We start from the raw sequence: 19,171 nt of genomic DNA, 5'->3' as shown, positions 1-19,171 counted from the left end.
CAGGGGGGGAGGGGTGGTCCGTCAGACCTGTTCGAGGGACGCGACCGGATGTGAATGCTCGCAGGAGAAACCGGGTTTCCGCACGCCGGGATCTGTGGGGGCCTTCAGACGGAGGGCATGCCGCAGGCTCGCCTCGCGGGGCGTCAGCGGATGCGCGACTCCGCTAGCCGGGCGCAGTCGATGCAGAGCTCGGCCGTGGGCCGGGCGGCGAGGCGGGCGGCCCCGATCGGGCGGCCGCACGAGGCGCAGTCCCCGTAGCCGCCGGTGCCGAGGCGGGTGCGAGCGGCGTCGAGCTCGCGCGCCGTGCGGGCGAGAGCGTCGCGGACTCCGGCCATCCGCGACCACTCGGCCGAGAGCGGCGTGCCCTCCGGGTCGTGCTCGTCATCGGCGGTGCCGTCGGCACGGTCGCGCAGGAGCTCGGCCAGCGAGGCCTCGAGCCGGGCCGCCTCGTCGCGCGTCTCGGCCTGCCGCTCGGCCAGCAGCGCGTCGAGGAGGCGCGCCTCGTCCGGATCCATCGGCATCCGACCATGCTGCCACCCACGCGAGCGGCGGGGCATCGTTGTTCGATCCGGCGCTGACCCGGCGGCGGGCGGCGGGGCAGACTAGAGGCATGCCCGTCGTGACCGTGCTCCCCGACCGCCTCGAACTCCGCCTCACCGCGGCCGAGCGACTGCTCGCGTTCCACCGCAGCGACGTCGTCGTCGACCGGTCGAGCATCCGCTCGGCGACGGTCACCGAGGACCCCTGGATCTGGGTCCGGGGCATCCGCGCGCCGGGCACCGCGGTGCCGCTCACGCTCGCAGCCGGCACGTGGAAGTTCCACGGCGGCAAGGACTTCCTGCTGATCAAGCGCACCGCCTCGGCCGTCGTGATCGACCTGGTCGACGAGGACTACTCCCGCCTGATCGTGAGCACCAAGCACGCTCCCGAGCTGATCGCGGCCCTCCAGCTGGGGACGACGACCGCGGCGATCCCCGTGATCGAGACCGACGACCTCGTGATCGTCCCCGAGGTCGCCGAGCAGGCGGAGCGGGCCCAGGCGGCCGCCGCGGAGAAGCGCGCGAAGAAGAAGGCGAAGGCGGCGGAGGCCGCGGCCGTGGCCGTGGCCGCGGAAGCGGCGGGTCCGGCGACGGTGGTCGAGGGGCAGGAGGCGGCGAGCGGCGGGAGCGCGGCGACAGCGGCGACCGCGGCTCCGGAGGCGGACGGCGCCGCGGAGGACGTCGCGGCGCCGACGGAGTCAGCAGCGGGGGCCGCTCCGAAGAGCCCGAAGGCCACGCCGAAGGGCGCTCCGAAAACGAGTGCTCGGACCGCCGCGAGCACGCCGGCCGAGTCCGGGGCTTCCGCGCCCGTGGACGTCATCGGCTCCGAGCCGATCGACTCCGCAGCTCCGGTGAAGCCCGCGGAGCCGAAGCCCGCCGAGCCGAAGCCCGCGGAGCCGAAGCCCGCGGAGCCGAAGTCCGCGGGATCGAAGCCCGCCGAGCCGAAGCCCGCCGGATCCGAGTCCGCCGAGCCCGCCCCCGCGAAGCCGGCTCCGGCCGCGAAGCCCGCGCCGAAGCCCCGCACGCCGGCGAAGCCCCGCGCCGCGCGCCCCGACTCCTCCGTCGGTCACGCGTCGGCCGAGCCGAGCGGCGCCACCGAGGCTGCGGAGTAGCGCACCGCCGCACGAGCAGCCGCCCCGCAGCGCCGGCCGGGGCGCCCCCTCCTCCACGCTCGAGGCGGGCGGACGCCCTCCGGCGACGCCGTGCACTCAGGCGCGGACGTCCACCAGCGTCCGACCGTGCGAGCGGCCGGCGAGCACGTCCTCGGCCGCGTCGACCGCCCCGCCGAGCGGCACCGTCGTCGTCAGCTCGTCGAGCAGCTCCAGGTCGAGGTCGTGGGCGAGGCGGCGCCAGGCCTCCTCGCGGAGCTTGCGCGGCGCCTCCACCGAGTTGATGCCGGCCAGCGTCACTCCGCGCAGGATGAACGGCATCACGCTCACCGGCAGGTCCGGGCCCTGCGCGAGACCGCACGCCGCCACGGTGCCGCCCCACCGCGTCTGCGCGAGGGCGTTCGCGAGCGTGTGCGAGCCGGCGGAGTCCACCGCTCCCGCCCAGCGCTCGGACTGCAGCGGCTTCCCGCCCTCCTGCAGCTCGGCGCGGTCGATGACGTCGGAGGCGCCGAGGCGCTGGAGCAGAGCGCCGTGCTCGCCGAGCCGGCCGGTCGAGGCGACGACCTCGTGGCCGAGGCGCGCCAGGAGCGCGACGGCGAGCGACCCCACGCCTCCCGAGGCCCCCGTCACCAGGACGGGACCGCTGCCCGGCCGCACGCCGTGCCGCTCGAGCGCCAGCACGGCCAGCATCGCCGTGAAGCCCGCGGTGCCGATCGCTCCGGACCGTGCCGCCGAGATGGCGCCGGGCAGCCGGAGCAGCGACGCGGAGTCGACACGCGCCCGCTCGGCGAGCCCGCCGTCGTGGCGCTCGCCGAGGCCGGCGCCGTTGAGCACCACCCGGTCGCCGGAGTCGAAGCGCTCGCCCGCCTCGCCGTCCGCGTACTCCACGGTGCCGACCAGGTCGATGCCGGCGACGAGCGGGGTGCGGCGCACGATCCCGGGCCGCCCCGCCAGCGCCAGGGCGTCCTTGTAGTTGACGCTCGAGTACTCGACGGCGATCGACACGTCGCCGTGCGAGCGGTCGGGGTCGTCGCGCTCGAGGAGGCGGGCTCGGTTGGGGGTGTCGGTGTCGGAGTCGGAGTGCCGCTCGACGACGATGGCTCGGTACATGGGCCCACGCTACGCCCGCGGGCCCGCGGCCGGGCGGTCAGTTCAGGGGCCGGGTGCCCTCGGGGAGCGATCCGCCGGAGTAGAGGGCGGAGGCCGCGTCCTGGAGCGCCGTCAGGGCGACGCGCTGCGTCCACGGACCGTAGGAGACGCGGGCCAGCCCGAGCTCCTCGAAGCGGGCGGGCGACTGCGATCCGGGGACGCCGATGACGCTGACGCGCTGCCGCCCGAGGGCGGCGACGAGGGACTCCAGCTCGGCGTCCTGGAGCAGCCCGGGGACGAAGAAGCAGGTGGCGCCGGCGTCGAGGTAGGCGCGGCCGCGCTCGATCGCGTCGGCCAGGACCTCGCCGCGGTCGCGGTCGCCGGCGCGGAGGAGCACGTCCGTGCGGGCATTGAGAGCGAAGGGCACCGCCTCCTCCTCGGCCGCGGCGACGGCCTTCTCGACCGCCCGCAGCGCCTCCGGGAGCGGCTTCGCCTGGTCCTCCAGGTTCGCGCCCACGACGCCGATCCCGATCGCGCGGCGGACCGTCTCGCCCGTGTCGCCGTAGCCCGCCTCTAGGTCGGCCGAGACCGGGACCTCGACGGCGGCGACGATGCGCTCGATCATGCCCAGGTGCAGCTCCAGCGGGATCCGCTCGCCGTCCTCGTAGCCGAACGCCGCCGCGATGGAGTGGCTGGCGGTCGCGAGCGCCCGGGTCTCCGGGAGTGCGGCGATCGTGGTCGCGCTGATCACGTCCCAGACGTTCACCACCTGCAGCAGCTCGGGGGCGGTGTGGAGGTCGACGAGGGTGCGTCCGCGCGCTTCGATGCTCATGGCACGAGCGTAGGGCCCGCGTGCGCGGCGCAGGCCGCCGCATCGCAGTCGGCGCAGACCACGAGCTGGGCGCGGCAGGAGAGATCGGTGCAGTTGCGCATCCGGCTGGTCGGCGCGGCGCACGAGGTGCAGCGGCCGAGCGCCTCGGCGTCGGGGGAGAAGGAGACGGAGCCGCGGCCGTCGAAGACGTACAGGGCCCCCTTCCACAGACCGCGGTCGCGCCGCGCCTCGGCGTAGCGGACGACGCCGCCGTCGAGCTGGTACACCTCGCCGAAGCCGCGCGCCGTCATCAGGCTCGACAGCACCTCGCAGCGGATGCCGCCGGTGCAGTACGTGACCACGGGCCGGCCCTTGAGGTGGTCGTAGACGCCGGCGTCGAGCTGCTCGACGAACTCGCGGGTGCTGGAGACCCCCGGCACGATCGCCCCCTCGAACCTGCCGATCTCGGCTTCGAAGGCGTTGCGGCCGTCGAAGAGCACCACGTCGTCGCGCTCGGCGACGAGGGCGTCCAGCTGGTCCGGGTCGAGCCGCGGCGCCGTCCCGACGACCCCGTCGGCGTCGACCCGCAGCTCGTCGGGCGCGCCGAACGAGACGATCTCGTCGCGCACCTTCACCGAGAGACCGGGGAAGTCGAGGCTGCGGCCGTCGTCGTCGAGGCCGGAGCCGTCGCTCCACTTCACCTCGAGCCCGTGGAAGGCCGAGTGCTCACGGGTGCGGCGGACGTAGCGCTTCAGGGCGTCCATCCCGCCGCCCAGCGTGCCGTTCACCCCGTGCTCCGAGATCAGCAGGCGCCCGCGCAGGCCCAGCGACTCGCACAGCTCGCGCTGCCACAGCCGCACGGACTCGGGGTCGGCCAGCGGCACGAAGCGGTAGAACAGCAGGATCTTCGGCAGCACCGGCACATCCTACGAGGACGTCCGGACCGGGGCGCGGCGTGTGGCAGCATCGTCGGGTGCCCGACGCCTCCGCCCCCGTGCCGCACTCCCGCCTCGAGGACGTCTTCGGTCTCGTCACCGGTGCGTTCGTCGTGTCGCTCGGCCTCTACCTGCTGCGCGCGAGCCAGGCGGTCACGGGCGGCACCGCGGGTCTCGCACTGCTGCTGGGGTACCCGCTCGACATCCCGTTCGGCGTGATCCTCGTCACGGTCAACGTGCCGTTCCTCGCCCTCTCGCTGTGGAAGAAGGGCTGGCGCTTCACGCTGCGGACCATGTTCTCGATCGTGCTGGTCTCGGTCCTGGCGGGCCTGCACCCGCTGGCGTTCGGCGAGCTGCGGATCGAGCCCGTCTACGGCGTCCTCACGGGCGACGTGCTCGCGGGGATCGGCCTCCTGATCCTCTTCCGGCACGGGTCGAGCCTGGGCGGATTCAGCATCGTCGCCCTGATCGCGCAGGAGCGGCTCGGCTGGCGGGCGGGCTACGTGATGATGGCGCTCGACGCGTGCGTGGTCGCGGCCGCGCTGCTGGTGGTGCCTCCGCTGAACGTGCTGATCTCGGCGGCGGGAGTGGTGGTGCTCAACCTGGTCCTGGCGTTCAACCACCGGCCCGGGCGCTATCTCGGGTCCTGACCCCCTCCGCAAGCCCTTCGGCGCGCACCGCCGGGTTCCTAGGCTGAGGGCGCGGGCCCCCGCCCGCCCTTCCCGAACGGAGAAACCGGATGTCCGACTGGACCTACGACCCCTACGCCCGCCTCGGCGAGGTGCCGACCTTCGCGCTCGAGAGCGACGACATCGCCGACGGTGCGCCCCTGTCCGCCCGCCACTACGGCGAGGGCTCCGGCGGGGAGGACGTCTCGCCGCACCTGCGCTGGTCGGGAGCCCCCGCCGAGACGAAGAGCTTCGCCGTGACGGTGTTCGACCCCGACGCGCCCACCGGCTCCGGCTTCTGGCACTGGGCCGTCTACAACCTCCCGGCCGACACCACGGAGCTCCCCACGGGAGCCGGAGCCGCCGGCTTCGAGCTGCTCCCGGCGGGCGCGCAGACGCTGCCCAACGAGATGCGGCTGCGCCAGTTCGTCGGAGCGGCGCCGCCGGACCGCGAGCACCGCTACTTCTTCGTGGTGCACGCCCTCGACGTCGAGTCGCTCGACCTCGATCCGGAGTCGACGCCGGCGATCCTCGGCTTCAACGCGCACTTCCACACCCTCGCGCGGGCGCAGATCGTCGCCACGGCGACGCCGGACGGCGCGAAGGGCTGACCCGCTCCGCGGGGAGCGCGCGCTACCCGAAGAGGGTGCGCGCCTCCTCGTAGCGGGCGTCCGGGACCGTCTTGAGGGTGCCGAGCGCCTCGGCGAAGTCCACGTGGTAGATGTCGGTGCCGCGCAGGGCGACCATGCGGCCCCAGTGCTCGGCGACGACGGAGTCGATGGCGGCCATGCCCAGGCGGGTCGCGAGGACGCGGTCGAACGCGGTGGGCGTGCCTCCGCGCTGGATGTGGCCGAGCGTCGTGGCGCGGGTCTCGATGCCGGTGCGCTCCTCGATGAGCGGAGCCAGCAGCTCGCCGATGCCGCCGAGGCGGGGCCGGCCGAAGGCGTCGAGGCCGCGCTCGGAGTGGGCGTCGTCCATCGTGTCGAGCGAGAAGCCCTCGGCGACCACGACGAGCGGTGCGCGCCCGCGGTCCTGCGCGCTCTGCACCCACTCGACGATCTGGTTTAGGGAGGTGCGCTTCTCCGGGATGAGGATGACGTGGGCGCCCGCGGCCATGCCGGAGTGCAGGGCGATCCAGCCGACGTGGCGGCCCATGACCTCGGCGACCATGCAGCGGCCGTGCGAGTCGCCGGTGGTGCGGAGGCGGTCCATCGCGTCGGTCGCGATGCCGACGGCGGTGTCGAAGCCGAAGGTGTAGTCGGTGGCGCCGAGGTCGTTGTCGATGGTCTTCGGGACGCCGACGATCTTGAGGCCCGCGTCCGTGAGGCGCTTGGCCGCCGCCAGGGTGCCCTCGCCGCCGATCGCGATGATCGAGTCGATGCCGTTGCGGTCCATCATCTCGGCGATCTTCTCGGGGCCGCCGTTCTCGCCCTCGAAGGGGTTCGTCCGGCTGGTGCCGATGATCGTGCCGCCCTGCTTGGCGATGCCCTGGATCTCGGGGCGGCCCAGGGGCAGGAGGTCGCCGTCGACCACTCCGCGCCAGCCGTTCCGGAAGCCCACGAACTCCTGGTCGTAGACCTTGATGCCCTTGTAGACGGCACCGCGGATGACGGCGTTGAGGCCGGGGCAGTCGCCACCGGAGGTCAGGATCCCGATCTTCACCCGCTCAGGTTAGAGGACCCGGTGAACGGATGTGCACGCGGACGACGACGGGCCCCTCCTCGCCGCCTCGAGGAAGGGCCCGTCGTCGTGCTCTGTGCTGGTGGGACTAGGTCGTGACGAGCTCGCCGTTGACGCCGCGGGGGAAGAATCCGCCGGTGCGCGTGCCGGCCGCGGGGTTCAGGTACACGATGTTGAGGACCTGGCCCGGGGTGCGGCTGAACGCGATGGAGCTGCCGTCGGTCGGGACGATGTTCGCCTGGCCGTTGACCTTGACGCCCTGGTCGAGGTCGGTCTTGCCGTCGAGGCTGTCGCGCGCGTCGGAGAGCTTGTTCGCCGAGTCGGACAGGTCGGCGGCGTAGATCGCCGAGCGGATCGCGCCCGCGTGGTACGCCTCCACCGCGAGGATGCCGGCGGCCGCGTCGAGGTAGGTCTTCGACTGGATGAGCGGGGCGGCGCCCTTGTAGGCGGTCACTCCCACGTCCTCGAAGACGAAGGCGCCGAGCAGGAAGTTCGACTCGCTCGCGAACGGGTCGAACGACTGACCGGCCTTGATCAGCCCCGCCGCAACGGCGGCGGAGTTGAAGCTGTCCTTCAGGTTGATCGCCGGGCGGGCCACCTTCGCGGTGCCCAGCGCGGCCCGCAGGAACTGCACGTGGGCCTTCTCGTCGTTCGCGACCTCGGTGGCGAAGCTCTTCAGCCACGGGGTCTTGAAGTCGACGGGGCGGCCGCCGATGACGCCGCCGGGCGTGCCCTTGCCGGTCACGTCCGAGCCGCCGAGGCCGGTGCCGTAGACGGCGCGGAGGTAGAACTCGGCCTCGAGGTACTCGAGGTTGAGGGCGAAGTTGAGGATCGAGGCGTCGCTGGGGCCGCTGGCAGCGACCTCCTCGGCGGAGGCGGTGGGCGCGGCGAGGGCCGCGGCTCCGATGCCGAGGCCGGCGACGCCGGTGGCCTCGAAGAAGCGGCGACGGTCGAGAGCGGTCTCAGAGCTCTTGACGATCGCGTTGCGGATGAAGGTCGTGTCGAACATGTGCGCATCTCCAGTGTTAGGCGGGTGCCGGGCAGCTGGAGCGCCGCCGCGACAGCGCGAAGCTACGCCCGGGACCGACCTGCTGACCAGTGGAAACGGGCGATCGGATCCGCGCATGTGTTCACGCCGTCTGAACCAATCCGCCGGGCGTGTCGCTCCGAACACGTCGTGGATGGGGGTTCTGCGGAGGAGCGTCCGATGCGGTGTCGGAGCCGCCGGTTAGCATCACTGCGTGTCGATCCCCGCCCCCGCTCCCGAGCCCTCCTGGGCGACGGTCTACGCGCCGTCGGAGCCCGTGAGCCTCGCGCTCACCCTCCGCACGCTGCTGCGGGGCTCGGGCGACCCGACCATGCTCCTCGACGCGTCCGGCTTCTGGCGGGCGTTCCGCACGCCGCTCGGCCCGGGCACGTTGCATCTGCGGCAGGCGGCGGACGGCGCGATCCACGCGCGCGCCTGGGGCGGGGGAGCGGAGTGGCTGATCGACGCGGTCCCCGAGCTCCTCGGCCACGGCGACGACTGGAGCGGGCTCGACCTGTCGGCCCACGCGCCGCTCGCCGAGGTGCTCCGCCGCTCGGCGGGCCTGCGCCTCACGCGCACGAACCTGGTGTTCGAGATGCTCGCGCCGTCGGTCCTCGAGCAGAAGGTCACGAGCACGGAGGCGTGGCGCGCCTACCGGGTGCTGGTGCGCCTCCACGGGGAGCCCGCCCCGGGGCCGGTCGCTCTGCACGTGGCTCCGAGCGCGCAGCAGTGGCGGCGCGTGCCCTCGTGGGACTGGCACCGCGCGGGAGTGGATCCGCGGCGCTCGCGGACCGTCCTCACCGCCGCGCTCGTCGCCTCCGGCCTCGAGCGGACCCTCGCGCTCGGGCGGGGCGGCGACGAGGTCGCCCGCCGGCTGCAGTCGGTGCCGGGGATCGGGCCGTGGACGGCGTCCGAGGTGATGATGCGGGCCCACGGCGATCCGGACGCGGTCAGCGTGGGCGACTACCACCTGGCCGCGGCCGTCGGCTTCGCGCTCACGGGCCGGCTCGGGGTCGACGACGACGGGATGCTCGAGCTCCTCGAGCCGTGGCGCGGGCACCGGCAGCGGGTCATCCGGCTGATCGGCTGCAGCGCAGCGAGGAAGCCGCGGCACGGCCCGCGGATGACCATCCAGGACCACCGCCGGCACTGATCCGCTCCTCCACAGGGGCGGCTCGCGGGCGAGTCGGCGCGACCACCGCGTCACGCCGCGTTCGCGCGGCGGGTCGGGCTTAGCCTCGGAGGATGCAGCAGTCGACGACCCCAGGTGTGCCCGGCAGCGACCCGGAGCGCGAGCCCGACGACGCGGCCGTGCGGAGCGGGGTCGCCGCGACTGTCGGTGGTCGGACGCCGGAGGGCGGCACGAAGTCGGACGACGAGGTCGAGGTAGGTGAGGCCCGCGACTCCGTGAGCGGGGCCGAGGTCCTGCCGGCGCCGGAGTCCGCGTCCGAGGACGTGGCCGAGCCTCAGGACGAGCAGGAGTCCGACGCTGAGGACGAGGACCTGCGCGAGTCCGGTGTTCAGGACGAGGACGAGGTCGTGCGCGACGCTCAGGACGAGGCCGTGAGCGAGTCCGAGATCCAGGACGAGGACGAGGTCGTGCGCGACGCTGAGGACGAGGTCCTGCGCGGGCCCGACGCCGCGTCGGAGTCGGAGCTCGCCGCGCCCGCCGCCGCCGAGCCCGAGGTCGACGACCGCCCGATGATCGAGCGCGTCGAGTCCCTGGTTCGCCGCTGGATCGCGCGCAGCGGCGAGTTCCCGGTCGAGCCCGCCGCCCAGCGGCTCGCGGGCGTGCTCCAGGACCCGAACGGACTCGACTTCACCGTCGGGTTCGTCGACGGCGTCGCCCGGCCCGAGGACCTCTCGGTCGCGGCCGAGAACCTCGCGGCGCTCACCGCGAAGACGCCCGCCTTCCTCCCCTCCTACCTGCGCGCCGCGATCAGCACCGGCGGCGCCGTCGGCCCCGTGCTGCCCTGGGTGGTCGTGCCCGCGGCCCGCCGGGTCCTCCGCCGCCTCGTCGGGCACCTCGTGGTCGACGCCTCGGAGGCCCGTCTCGGCGCGGCCGTCGCCGCACTGCGCGAGGGCGGCGACCGGCTCAACCTCAACCTCCTCGGCGAGGCCGTGCTCGGCGAGCGCGAGGCCCGCCGGCGCCTCGAGGGGACCCTCCGCCTGCTCGAGCGGCCGGACGTCGACTACGTCAGCGTCAAGGTCTCGAGCGTCGTCAGCCAGCTGTCGATGTGGGCCTTCGAGGAGGAGGTCGACCGCGTCGTGGAGCGTCTCACCCCGCTCTACCAGGCCGCCGCGTCCGGAGCCGACCCCACCTTCATCAACCTCGACATGGAGGAGTACCGCGACCTCGACCTGACGGTCGCCGTGTTCCGGCGCCTCCTCGAGCAGCCGGGCATGCTCGACCTCGAGGCGGGCATCGTCCTGCAGGCCTACCTGCCCGACTCCGTCCGCGTGCTCGACGAGCTGACCGAGTGGGCGCAGGAGCGCCGGGCCCGCGGCGGAGCCCCGATCAAGGTGCGCGTCGTGAAGGGCGCGAACCTCGCGATGGAGCGGGTCGACGCGGCCCTGCACGACTGGCCGCTCGCGACCGTCGGCAGCAAGGTGGAGGCCGACACGAACTACAAGCGCCTGCTCGACCGGGCGCTGCGGCCGGAGCGCGTCGACGCGGTGCGCGTGGGCGTCGCCGGGCACAACCTCTTCGACCTCGCCTGGGCGTGGCTCACGGCGACCGAGCGCGGGGTGACCGGCGCGGTCGAGATCGAGATGCTGCTCGGGATGGCGACCGGGCAGGCGCGCGCCGTCCGCGAGGACGTGGGACGCCTCCTCCTCTACACGCCCGTCGTGCACCCGCACGAGTTCGACGTGGCCATCTCGTACCTCATCCGCCGGCTCGAGGAGAACAGCAGCCCCGAGAACTTCCTGTCGGCCGCGTTCCGCCTCGACGACGAGGAGGTGCTGCAGCGGGAGCTCGGCCGCTTCCGCGCCTCGCTCGAGGCCCTCGACGACTCCGTCCCGCCGCCGAACCGCACGCAGGACCGCCTGCGGGAGTGGTCCTCCGGCTCCGGCCGCCGCCTCGTGCAGGAGCACGCCCGCGCCGGCGAGCGGGCGCAGGACCCGGCCGCCGCGGGCCTGACGCAGGCCGTCCTCGGCCTCAGCCGCGGCTCCGGTGCCGCCGCCGCGACCGCGGGCTTCCACAACGAGCCCGACACCGACCCCGCCCTCCCCGGCAACCGACGCTGGGCGCGCCTGATCACCGAGCGCATCGCCGGGTCGACCATCGGAGCGGGCACGGCCGACGCCGCACGCGTGAGCACCGAGGCGGAGCTCCAGGAGGTGCTGCGCACGGTGTCCCGCCGCGCGGAGCGCTGGGGCGAGCGCCTGGGCTACGACCGAGCGGCCGTGCTCGACCGCGCCGGCCTCGTCCTCGCCGCGAACCGCGACCGCCTGATCGAGGTGATGGCCTCCGAGACCGGCAAGACGATCGCCGAAGCCGACCCCGAGGTCTCCGAGGCCATCGACTTCGCCCACTACTACGCCACCCGCGCCCGCGAGCTCGACGCCGTCACCGGGGCCACCTTCGTCCCCGCGCGGGTCACCGTCGTCGCTCCGCCGTGGAACTTCCCGGTCGCCATCCCGGCCGGATCGATCCTCGCGGCGCTCGCCGCCGGCTCCGGAGTCGTGGTGAAGCCGGCGCCCCAGGCCCGCCGCTCGGCGGCTGTGCTCGTCGAGGCGCTCTGGGACGCGGGCGTCCCGCAGGAGCTCCTCGCCCTGGTCGACCTCGACGAGGAGGAGCTGGGACGGGCGCTGATCACCGACCCCCTCGTGGACCGCGTGCTGCTCACCGGCTCCTACGAGACCGCCCGCCTCTTCCGCTCCTGGCGGCCCGGCCTCGCACTGCAGGCCGAGACCAGCGGCAAGAACGCGATCATCGTCACTCCCCACGCCGACTACGACCTCGCCGTCGCCGACATCGTCCGCAGCGCCTTCGGGCACGCCGGCCAGAAGTGCTCCGCCGCCTCCCTGGTGATCCTGGTCGGCTCGGTCGCCCGCTCCAAGCGCTTCCGCGCCCAGCTGGTCGACGCCGTCACGTCGCTCCGCGTCGGCCGGCCCGACGACCCGTCGGCGGTGATGGGGCCGCTCATCGAGGAGCCCACCGGCAAGCTCCTGCACGCGCTCACCACGCTCGGCGGAGGCGAGTCGTGGCTCGTCGAGCCGCAGCGCCTCGACGAGAGCGGCACGCTCTGGTCGCCCGGGATCCGCGAGGGCGTCACCGAGGACAGCTACGTCCACCTCACCGAGTTCTTCGGCCCGGTGCTCGGGATCATGCACGCGGCGACCCTCGAGGACGCCATCCGGATGCAGAACGGCACCGAGTACGGGCTCACTGCCGGGCTCCACTCCCTGCACGCCGACGAGCTCGCCCTCTGGATCGACTCGGTCGAGGCGGGCAACCTCTACGTCAACCGGGGCATCACCGGAGCCATCGTCCGGCGCCAGCCCTTCGGCGGCTGGAAGCGCTCGTCCGTCGGCGGCGGCGCGAAGGCGGGCGGACCCAACCACCTCATCGGCCTCGGCTCCTGGAAGCCCTCGCCCGCGCGCTCCTCCTCGACGCTGCACCTGCGCGGCCTCGACGACCGCGCGCGCCAGTTCATCGAGGCGGCCCAGTCCTCGCTCCGGTTCGAGCAGTTCGACCTGCTCCGCCGCTCCGCCCTCTCCGACCAGCTCGCCTGGGCGACCGAGTTCGGCGTCGTCACCGACATCTCGAAGGTCGGCGTCGAGCGGAACCTGTTCCGCTACCTCCGCGTGCCGATCGCGCTGCGCCTGGCCGACGGCGGCGACCTCGGAGAGCTCCTCCGCGTCATCGCCGCCGGCCTGCTGACCCGCTCCCGGATGGACATCTCCACGTCCCTCCCGCTCCCGCCGCGGGTCCAGGAGATGCTCGGCGGCGACGAGCTCGCCGAGATGGCGGGCCTCGTCCCGCGCATCGTCGTCGAAACCGACGCCCAGTGGCTCGAGCGCGCCGCGGCCGGCCGCATCACGGCGCCGCGCATCCGCATCATCGGCGACATCGTCTCCGACCGCGTCGACGGTTACGCGGGCCCGCAGGCCCCCGGCAGTCCGACCCACGGACAGCAGGCCGTCGTCCGCCGATCGTCCGACTCGACCGGCTCCTTCACCGACGTCGTCGCCGGCATGACCCGCGGCAGCACGGGCACGCCGGTCCCGCTCACCCGCGCCGACGGATCCCGCGTCCCCCTCGCGACCGCCCTCGCCGAAGCCCTCGGCGGCGCCCTCGACACCGCCGTCTACGCCGACCCGGTCACCCCCGCCGGCCGCGTCGAACTGCTGCCCTTCCTCCGCGAGCAGGCGATCTCGATCACGAACCACCGCTTCGGCAACCCGATCGATCTGAGCGACGACGTGCTGTGAGTTGGATTCCACGCCCGTCCCTGACGGGCGTGGCGCGGTCGGCTTCTCGACGGGGTGCGTTCTGTGGAGCGGGGGGCGTTCGGCTACTGCGATCCGCTCGCACGCGGATCGCTGGTTCGCCTCGGGGGCAGTGCTTGCGGGGATGGTGTGGATCGAGTGTGGCGCGGTCGGCTTCGCGACGGGGTGCGTTCTGCAGGGCGGGGTGCGTTCGGCTACAGCGATCCGCTCGCAGGCGGATCGCTGGTTCGCCTCGGGGGCGGTGCTCGCGGGGATGGTGTGAACGGGCGTGGCGCGGTCGGCTTCTCGACGGGGTGCGTTCTGAGGGGCGGGGGGCGTTCGGCTACAGCGATCCGCTGGTACGCGGATCGCTGGTTCGCCTCGGGGGCGGTGCTCGCGGGGATGGTGTGAACGGGCGTGGCGGGGTCGGCTTCTCGACGGGGTGCGTTCTGAGGGGCGGGGTGCGTCCGGCTACAGCGATCCGCTGGTACGCGGATCGCTGGTTCGCCTCGGGGGCGGTGCTCGCGACGATGGTGGGATCAGGCTGGCGCGGGTCGGCCTCCCGACGGAGCCCCGGGACGCGGCTCAACGTGGCGCGGGGGGACTTACTTGTCGCGGCAAGTAGTGGGTAGGGTGGGGGGATGAGTGCGCCCGAGACACGTTGGCTGACGCCCGATCAGCTCGACGCCTGGCTGCGCTTCATCGCGGTCGTGGAACTGCTGCCGGGCGCCCTCGACACGCAGCTGCAGCGCGACGCGGGGCTCACGCACTTCGAGTACCTGACGCTGGCGATGCTGTCCGAGGCGCCCGACCGCGCTCTCCGGATGACCACGCTCGCCGCCCGCACCAACGCGACCCTGCCCCGGCTCTCGCACGTGGTGACCCGCCTCGTCGCCCGCGGCTACCTCGAGCGCCGCCCCTGCGCCTCCGACGGCCGCGCCACGAACGCGGTGCTCACCGACGCCGGCCTCCAGAAGATCGTCGACACGGCGCCCGGTCACGTCGCGACCGTGCTGGCCGACGTCATCGATCCGCTCGACGCCGAGCAGATCCCGCAGCTGGCCGACATCATGTCGCGCATGCTCGCCCGGCTCGACCCCGAGGGCAGGATGACGGTCGACGCCGTGCGCTCCTCGCTCGGAGACCCCGACACCCGCTCCTGCTGAGCGCACCGACCCCTCGCTCCCGGGGCGGACCGGCCTCGGCCGCGGCCGAATTCATGCACAGGGACTCCCGGACGTGCCCGTCAGGGTCCTCGAGGCCGCGCCCGCATGGAGCCGAGGTCCTGCACCGCGACCGGCTCGGCGCCGCCGGAGGCCGGCCCGTTCCCGAGTACCTCGCCGACCTCCTCCCGGCTGCCGACGCTCACCGCGAAGAGGCCCTGCACCCGGGAGCGCGCGTCGATGATCCCCCTCGACCTGGAGGTCGAGAAGGAGGGGTGCGGGAGGAGCATCGCGGACACGTGCTCGGAGGCGACGGAGCAGGCGGCGTCGTCGCTGAACAGAGGATTCAGGCCTGAACAGAGGATTCAGGCTCCGGCCGAGCGCCGTGGAGAACGCCCTCGAGCGCTCCGAATCCGTGAACGGGAGGTCGACGAGGATCGAGTCGACGGCCCTCCGCGTCAGTCCGGCGATCGGCCGCGCGACACGCGGGAGTCCGTGCCATCATCGCCTCGTGCAGTTCACCACGACGCTCTTCCAGATCGGCAACAACACCGGCATCGAGGTGCCGCCCGAGGTCCTCGAGGCACTCGGCGGCGGCAAGCGTCCCGCCGTCGCGGTAACGGTGAACGGCTACCGCTTCACCAGCACGGTCGGAGCGATGGGCGGACGCGCGCTCATCCCGTTCTCGGCCGAGAAGCGCCGCGAGACGCAGCTCGCCGGCGGTGACGCGATCGACGTCGTGATCGAGCTCGACACCGCGCCGCGCGAGGTCGCCGTGCCGGAGGACCTGGCGTCCGCGCTGGCCTCGGCGGGCGCTGCGGAGCGCTTCGCCGCGCTCTCGCCGAGCGCGCGGAAGGCCCACGTCACGTCGGTCGAGGGCGCGAAGGCCGCCGAGACGAGGGCGCGCCGCGTCGCCTCGATCGTCGCGGCGCTCGTCGGCTGACGGGCGCGCCACGGTCCGTGACGCGACCTCCCCGCCGGATAGGCTGCCTCCGGCGCCCCACGGCGGAGCGCCCTGGAAGCGGAGTCGGGGGACTTGATGGGTGCGGTTCGGCGTTGGGTGTTCCCGATCGTGTGGATGGTCATCATCGGAGCGGCGAGCATCGCCCTGGTGAAGATCGCGTTCTTCCCGGACGGCGCGGCCGAGGCCGATCCGACGCAGCCGACCGGTGAGATCACCGAGCCGACCGTCACGGTCGCCCGCGGCACGGTCACCAACGACCTCACCCTCCAGGGCACCGTCGCCGCCGACCCCGCCGTCCCGCTGAAGGCGACGGCGGCCGGAACGGTCGACGACGTCTACGTGCAGCAGGGCGCGGCCGTCGCGTCGGGCGATCTCATCTACGACATCCGCGTCGAGACTCCGCGCGACCCGGTCGAGACGACCGGCCCGGACGGCGCCGTCACCCTCACCCAGCAGGAGCCCTCCGTGCGCTTCGAGCGGGTCTACGCCGCGACCGGCGGCACCCTCAGCGCGCTCGGCGTCATCCACGACCAGGCCGTCACGGTCGGCGAGGTGACCGGACAGGTCGCGCCGCCGAGCTACGCCGTCACCGGCACGATCGACGCGCAGCAGCTCTACCGCATCCAGAACCGGCCGACGGAGGCGCAGGTCGCGATCACCGGCGGGCCCGCCGGCTTCACCTGCACCGACCTCACCATCAGCACCCCTCTCGCCGGAGCCGGCGAGGGCGGCACGACCGGCGGAGCGACGGACGGCGGCGGCGGTGGAACCTCCACCGGCGGCTCCGGCACGAGCTTCACCTGCCAGGTGCCGACGGAGGTCATCGTGTTCCCCGGGCTCGCCGCCTCGGTGACGCTCGCGGGAGGCAAGGCGGAGGACGTCCTCGTCGTGCCGACCACCGCGGTCGAGGGCACCGCCCAGTCCGGCGTCGTGTTCCGCCGGGCGGACGACGGCAGCACCGAGGAGGTCCCGGTGACGCTGGGACTCACCGACGGCAGCTCCGTCGAGATCACCGGCGGAGTGGAGGAGGGCGCCGAGCTCCTGCAGTTCGTGCCGGGCGCGGAGGAGGCTGCTCCCGACGTCCAGCTGGGCGGCGACTGCATCGCGCAGCCCGACGGCTCGGTCTTCTGCTCGTGACGATCCTCCGGCTCGAGGGGATCCGCAAGGTCGTCCCGCTGCCCGATGCACCGCCGCTGACGATCCTCGACGGCGTCGATCTCGAGGTGGGCGAGGGCGACCACGTCTCGGTCGTGGGGCGCAGCGGCTCCGGCAAGTCGACGCTGCTCAACATCCTCGGACTCATCGACGAGCCGACCGAGGGGCGGATGCTGCTCGAGGGTGCTCCCACCGAGACCCTGTCCTCGCGGGCCCGCGCGCGCATCCGCGGCGGCAGCATCGGCTTCATCTTCCAGCAGTTCAACCTGCTGGAGGGGCGGACCGCCCGCGAGAACGTGATGACGCCGCTGCTCTACGCGACCGGATCGGAGTTCTGGCGCCGCCGCGACCTCGCGGCCGAGATGCTGGAGCGGGTCGGCCTCGGGCACCGCGTGGACTCGATGCCCGGGCGCATGTCCGGCGGCGAGCAGCAGCGGATCGCGATCGCCCGCGCCCTGGTGCGCCGACCGCGGCTGATCCTCGCCGACGAGCCGACGGGCGCCCTCGACACCGACACCGGCGAGAGCGTGATGGGCCTGCTCGACGAGATCGCCCGCGAGTCCGGCTCCGCGCTGGTCACCATCACCCACGACCCGGCCATCGCGGCGCGGGCCGAGCGCCACTACCGGCTCGACCACGGCCGCCTGGGCTCGACCGCGGATGCGGGCCCCGTCGCCGAGGGGGTGGTCCTCTGATGCGCGCGCTCGTCGGGATCGCCGGCGCGATCGTCGAGGCGTGGACCGAGCTGCGGATCCACCGCGGCCGCGTGCTGCTCTCGCTGATCGGAGTCGCGGTGGCCGTCGCCGCCCTGACCGCGGTCGTCGCCGCCGGTGGCATCGCCCGCCAGGCCAGCATCGAGCAGGCCGAGCGCTCCAGCGGGCGCCCGGCGAGCCTCTTCCTCTCCGCCTACCCCTCCGGTACCGGCACCGCCGAGGTGGATGCCGACGCACTCCAGGCCGCGTGGACCGGTGCGCTCGAGCGCTACTCCATCACCTACGCGAGCCGCTCGACCTACGGCAGCGCGCGCGTCCAGTTCGCCGACGGCGCCGTCGACGTCGCGGTGCAGGCGGTCGACCAGCCCTTCGCCGAGATGCACCGGCTGAAGATCGTGGACGGCTCCTGGTTCACCGCCCGCGACTCCCAGCGCCTCGCTCCCGCCCTCGTCGTCAACGAGCGCTTCTGGGAGCGGATCGGGAGCCCGGATCTGCGCACCCACCCGGTGGTCACCCTGCTCGGCTCCGAGCGCGACGTCACGGGCGTGGTGGTCGGCGTGACTCCCTCCTCGCAGTTCGAGACGGATCCGTCGATGATGATGCTCGCGGACGCCTACCCGGCGGTCGCCCGCGACGCCGACCCGCAGTACGGCGGGCAGGGCGTGCCGAACTACGAGATGTGGGTGCCGCTCGACCTGGCCGAGCCCCTCGCCGCGGCGGTGGAGCGCGACGTGGCCGGCGCCCTGGGATCCGACTTCGAGGTGTCGGTCGACCGGCAGGACTACCTGGTCTACGACTCCGACCCCTTCGGCGTGCTGACCTGGGTGATCGGCGGCGTGGCGGGCCTGGTGCTGGCGCTCGGCGCGCTCGGACTGCTCAACATCGCCCTGGTCACCGTCCGGCAGCGGATCCGTGAGATCGGCATCCGGCGCAGCTTCGGCGCCTCCTCCGGCCGCATCTTCTTCTCGATCATGATGGAGAGCGTCGTGGCGACCGTGGTCGCCGGAGTGGTCGGCGTGACGATCGCGGTCATCCTCGTCACCAACCCGTGGACGGTGGCCTTCGTGCAGGACAACGGGATCGCCGACATCCCGCCTTTCCCGGCCGAGGCGGCGCTGCTCGGGCTCGGGGCGGCGACCCTCGTCGGCGCGCTCGCGGGCCTGGTGCCGGCGATCGTCGCCGTGCGGGTGAAGGTGATCGACGCGATCCGCTACTGAGGCCCGCCGAGGGTGACGACGAGCTCGTCGCCCTCGAGCGCGGCGCGCGCGTCGGAGTAGTGCGCGATCCGGGGCAGCCCCCGGGTGCTCGCACTCTCGTGGCTCCCGACGACGATCACGCGCATGCCGGCGTCCAGACCCGCCCGGATGCCGGCCTCGGCGTCCTCGAACACCAGCGCGTCCTCGGGGGAGACGCCGAGAAGGGCCGCGGCGGCGAGGTAGCCGTCGGGAGCAGGCTTGCCGTTCGCGACGTCGTGGGCGGTGACGACGGTGTCGGGGGAGGGGACGCCCGCCGCGGCCAGACGGGCGGCCGCCAGTGCCGGGCTCGCGGACGTGACCAGGGCGACGCGCTCGCGGGGGAGTGAGGCGAGGAACGCCGTCGCGCCGGGGATCTCGACGGTGCCCTCGGTGTGCTCGAGCTCGTACGCGTCGAGCTCCGCGACGATCGCGTCGACGTCGCTGCCGGCCGGAGCGAAGCGGCGGACGCTGTCGGCGGCGCGGACACCGTGAACGGCGCCGAGCACCGCGTCGTGGTCGAGAGCGAAGCGCTCGGCGAAGGCGCCCCAGATGGTCTCGACGACTGCCGTCGAGTCGACGAGCGTCCCGTCCATGTCGAAGAGGGCGGCGCGGGCTCGGAGGAGGTGGGGCATGCGTCCATCCTGGCG

At 73.7% G+C, this 19,171-nt stretch carries 18 protein-coding genes; 10 read left to right on the top strand and 8 right to left on the bottom strand.

Annotated elements, in window-relative coordinates; translation table 11 throughout:
* Positions 1-143: 143 nt before the first annotated feature.
* A complete protein-coding gene (locus C5B98_RS03930) occupies positions 144-521 on the bottom strand; it encodes a TraR/DksA family transcriptional regulator (protein ID WP_258059381.1) in 378 nt (125 codons plus the stop codon).
* Between the two features lie 89 nt (positions 522-610).
* On the opposite strand from C5B98_RS03930, the gene C5B98_RS17405 reads away from it, so the two are divergent.
* Positions 611-1,651 carry a hypothetical protein gene (locus C5B98_RS17405; protein ID WP_308471263.1) on the top strand — a complete coding sequence of 347 codons (1,041 nt, stop codon included), beginning with the start codon at positions 611-613 and terminating at the stop codon, positions 1,649-1,651.
* A 96-nt stretch (positions 1,652-1,747) separates the two neighbouring features.
* On the opposite strand, the gene C5B98_RS03920 is transcribed toward C5B98_RS17405, so the two are convergent.
* From C5B98_RS03920 to C5B98_RS03910, 3 genes are read right to left on the bottom strand one after another with little or no spacing between them, the layout of a single operon-like run.
* Positions 1,748-2,758 carry an MDR family oxidoreductase gene (locus C5B98_RS03920; RefSeq protein ID WP_104327363.1) on the bottom strand — a complete coding sequence of 337 codons (1,011 nt, stop codon included), beginning with the start codon at positions 2,756-2,758 and terminating at the stop codon, positions 1,748-1,750.
* Between the two features lie 37 nt (positions 2,759-2,795).
* Positions 2,796-3,569 (bottom strand): isocitrate lyase/phosphoenolpyruvate mutase family protein, encoded by a 774-nt coding sequence (locus C5B98_RS03915; RefSeq protein ID WP_104226149.1) that lies wholly within the window; start codon positions 3,567-3,569, stop codon positions 2,796-2,798.
* Positions 3,566-4,465: a rhodanese-related sulfurtransferase gene (locus C5B98_RS03910; protein ID WP_104226150.1), complete on the bottom strand. Its 900-nt coding sequence runs from the start codon at positions 4,463-4,465 to the stop codon at positions 3,566-3,568. The genes C5B98_RS03915 and C5B98_RS03910 overlap by 4 nt, the downstream gene beginning before the upstream one ends.
* A gap of 56 nt (positions 4,466-4,521) precedes the next feature.
* Between C5B98_RS03910 and C5B98_RS03905 the strand changes: the two genes are divergently transcribed.
* Positions 4,522-5,133 carry a YitT family protein gene (locus tag C5B98_RS03905; protein ID WP_244230588.1) on the top strand — a complete coding sequence of 204 codons (612 nt, stop codon included), beginning with the start codon at positions 4,522-4,524 and terminating at the stop codon, positions 5,131-5,133.
* 89 nt (positions 5,134-5,222) lie between these two features.
* A complete protein-coding gene (locus C5B98_RS03900; protein ID WP_104222867.1) occupies positions 5,223-5,762 on the top strand; it encodes a YbhB/YbcL family Raf kinase inhibitor-like protein in 540 nt (179 codons plus the stop codon).
* Between the two features lie 22 nt (positions 5,763-5,784).
* Here the strand turns inward: C5B98_RS03900 and C5B98_RS03895 are convergent, their stop codons facing one another.
* Together C5B98_RS03895 and C5B98_RS03890 are read right to left on the bottom strand one after the other, a co-directional pair.
* Positions 5,785-6,813, bottom strand: a complete 1,029-nt coding sequence (locus tag C5B98_RS03895; RefSeq protein WP_104226151.1) for a 6-phosphofructokinase — start codon at positions 6,811-6,813, stop codon at positions 5,785-5,787.
* 106 nt (positions 6,814-6,919) lie between these two features.
* Positions 6,920-7,840, bottom strand: coding sequence for a ferritin-like domain-containing protein (locus C5B98_RS03890; protein WP_104222865.1), 921 nt, complete (start codon positions 7,838-7,840; stop codon positions 6,920-6,922).
* Positions 7,841-8,072: 232 nt separating this feature from the next.
* On the opposite strand from C5B98_RS03890, the gene C5B98_RS03885 reads away from it, so the two are divergent.
* From C5B98_RS03885 to C5B98_RS03875, 3 genes are all read left to right on the top strand, one after another.
* The gene (locus C5B98_RS03885) at positions 8,073-9,011 is read left to right on the top strand and encodes a DNA-3-methyladenine glycosylase (protein ID WP_258063430.1); all 939 of its coding nucleotides are present in this window, start codon (positions 8,073-8,075) and stop codon (positions 9,009-9,011) included.
* A 548-nt stretch (positions 9,012-9,559) separates the two neighbouring features.
* On the top strand, positions 9,560-13,297 hold the full coding sequence (locus C5B98_RS03880; protein WP_104327381.1) for a proline dehydrogenase family protein: 3,738 nt from the start codon (positions 9,560-9,562) through the stop codon (positions 13,295-13,297).
* Positions 13,298-13,935: 638 nt separating this feature from the next.
* Complete coding sequence (locus C5B98_RS03875) at positions 13,936-14,460, top strand: MarR family winged helix-turn-helix transcriptional regulator (RefSeq protein WP_104233099.1); 525 nt, start codon at positions 13,936-13,938, stop codon at positions 14,458-14,460.
* 80 nt (positions 14,461-14,540) lie between these two features.
* Here the strand turns inward: C5B98_RS03875 and C5B98_RS03870 are convergent, their stop codons facing one another.
* A complete protein-coding gene (locus C5B98_RS03870) occupies positions 14,541-14,756 on the bottom strand; it encodes a hypothetical protein (protein ID WP_104327362.1) in 216 nt (71 codons plus the stop codon).
* A gap of 212 nt (positions 14,757-14,968) precedes the next feature.
* On the opposite strand from C5B98_RS03870, the gene C5B98_RS03865 reads away from it, so the two are divergent.
* The 4 genes from C5B98_RS03865 (at position 14,969) to C5B98_RS03850 (ending at position 18,506) form a co-directional block, all read left to right on the top strand.
* Entirely contained in the window at positions 14,969-15,400 is a 432-nt protein-coding gene (locus tag C5B98_RS03865) for a YdeI/OmpD-associated family protein (RefSeq protein ID WP_104233100.1), read from the top strand.
* A 117-nt stretch (positions 15,401-15,517) separates the two neighbouring features.
* The gene (locus C5B98_RS03860) at positions 15,518-16,558 is read left to right on the top strand and encodes an efflux RND transporter periplasmic adaptor subunit (RefSeq protein ID WP_104327361.1); all 1,041 of its coding nucleotides are present in this window, start codon (positions 15,518-15,520) and stop codon (positions 16,556-16,558) included.
* Complete coding sequence (locus C5B98_RS03855; protein ID WP_104233102.1) at positions 16,555-17,271, top strand: ABC transporter ATP-binding protein; 717 nt, start codon at positions 16,555-16,557, stop codon at positions 17,269-17,271. The genes C5B98_RS03860 and C5B98_RS03855 overlap by 4 nt, the downstream gene beginning before the upstream one ends.
* A complete protein-coding gene (locus tag C5B98_RS03850) occupies positions 17,271-18,506 on the top strand; it encodes an ABC transporter permease (protein ID WP_104226156.1) in 1,236 nt (411 codons plus the stop codon). Before C5B98_RS03855 ends, C5B98_RS03850 begins: the two co-directional genes overlap by 1 nt.
* Here the strand turns inward: C5B98_RS03850 and C5B98_RS03845 are convergent.
* Entirely contained in the window at positions 18,500-19,156 is a 657-nt protein-coding gene (locus tag C5B98_RS03845; RefSeq protein ID WP_104327360.1) for an HAD-IA family hydrolase, read from the bottom strand. The genes C5B98_RS03850 and C5B98_RS03845 overlap by 7 nt on opposite strands.
* Positions 19,157-19,171: the final 15 nt, after the last annotated feature.

It is taken from the genome of Rathayibacter sp. AY1A5 (genome assembly GCF_002930875.1).
Taxonomy (GTDB): Bacteria; Actinomycetota; Actinomycetes; order Actinomycetales; family Microbacteriaceae; genus Rathayibacter.
The sequence above is the reverse complement of the archived record's forward strand: the minus strand, read 5'-3'. Positions and strand labels throughout refer to the sequence as shown.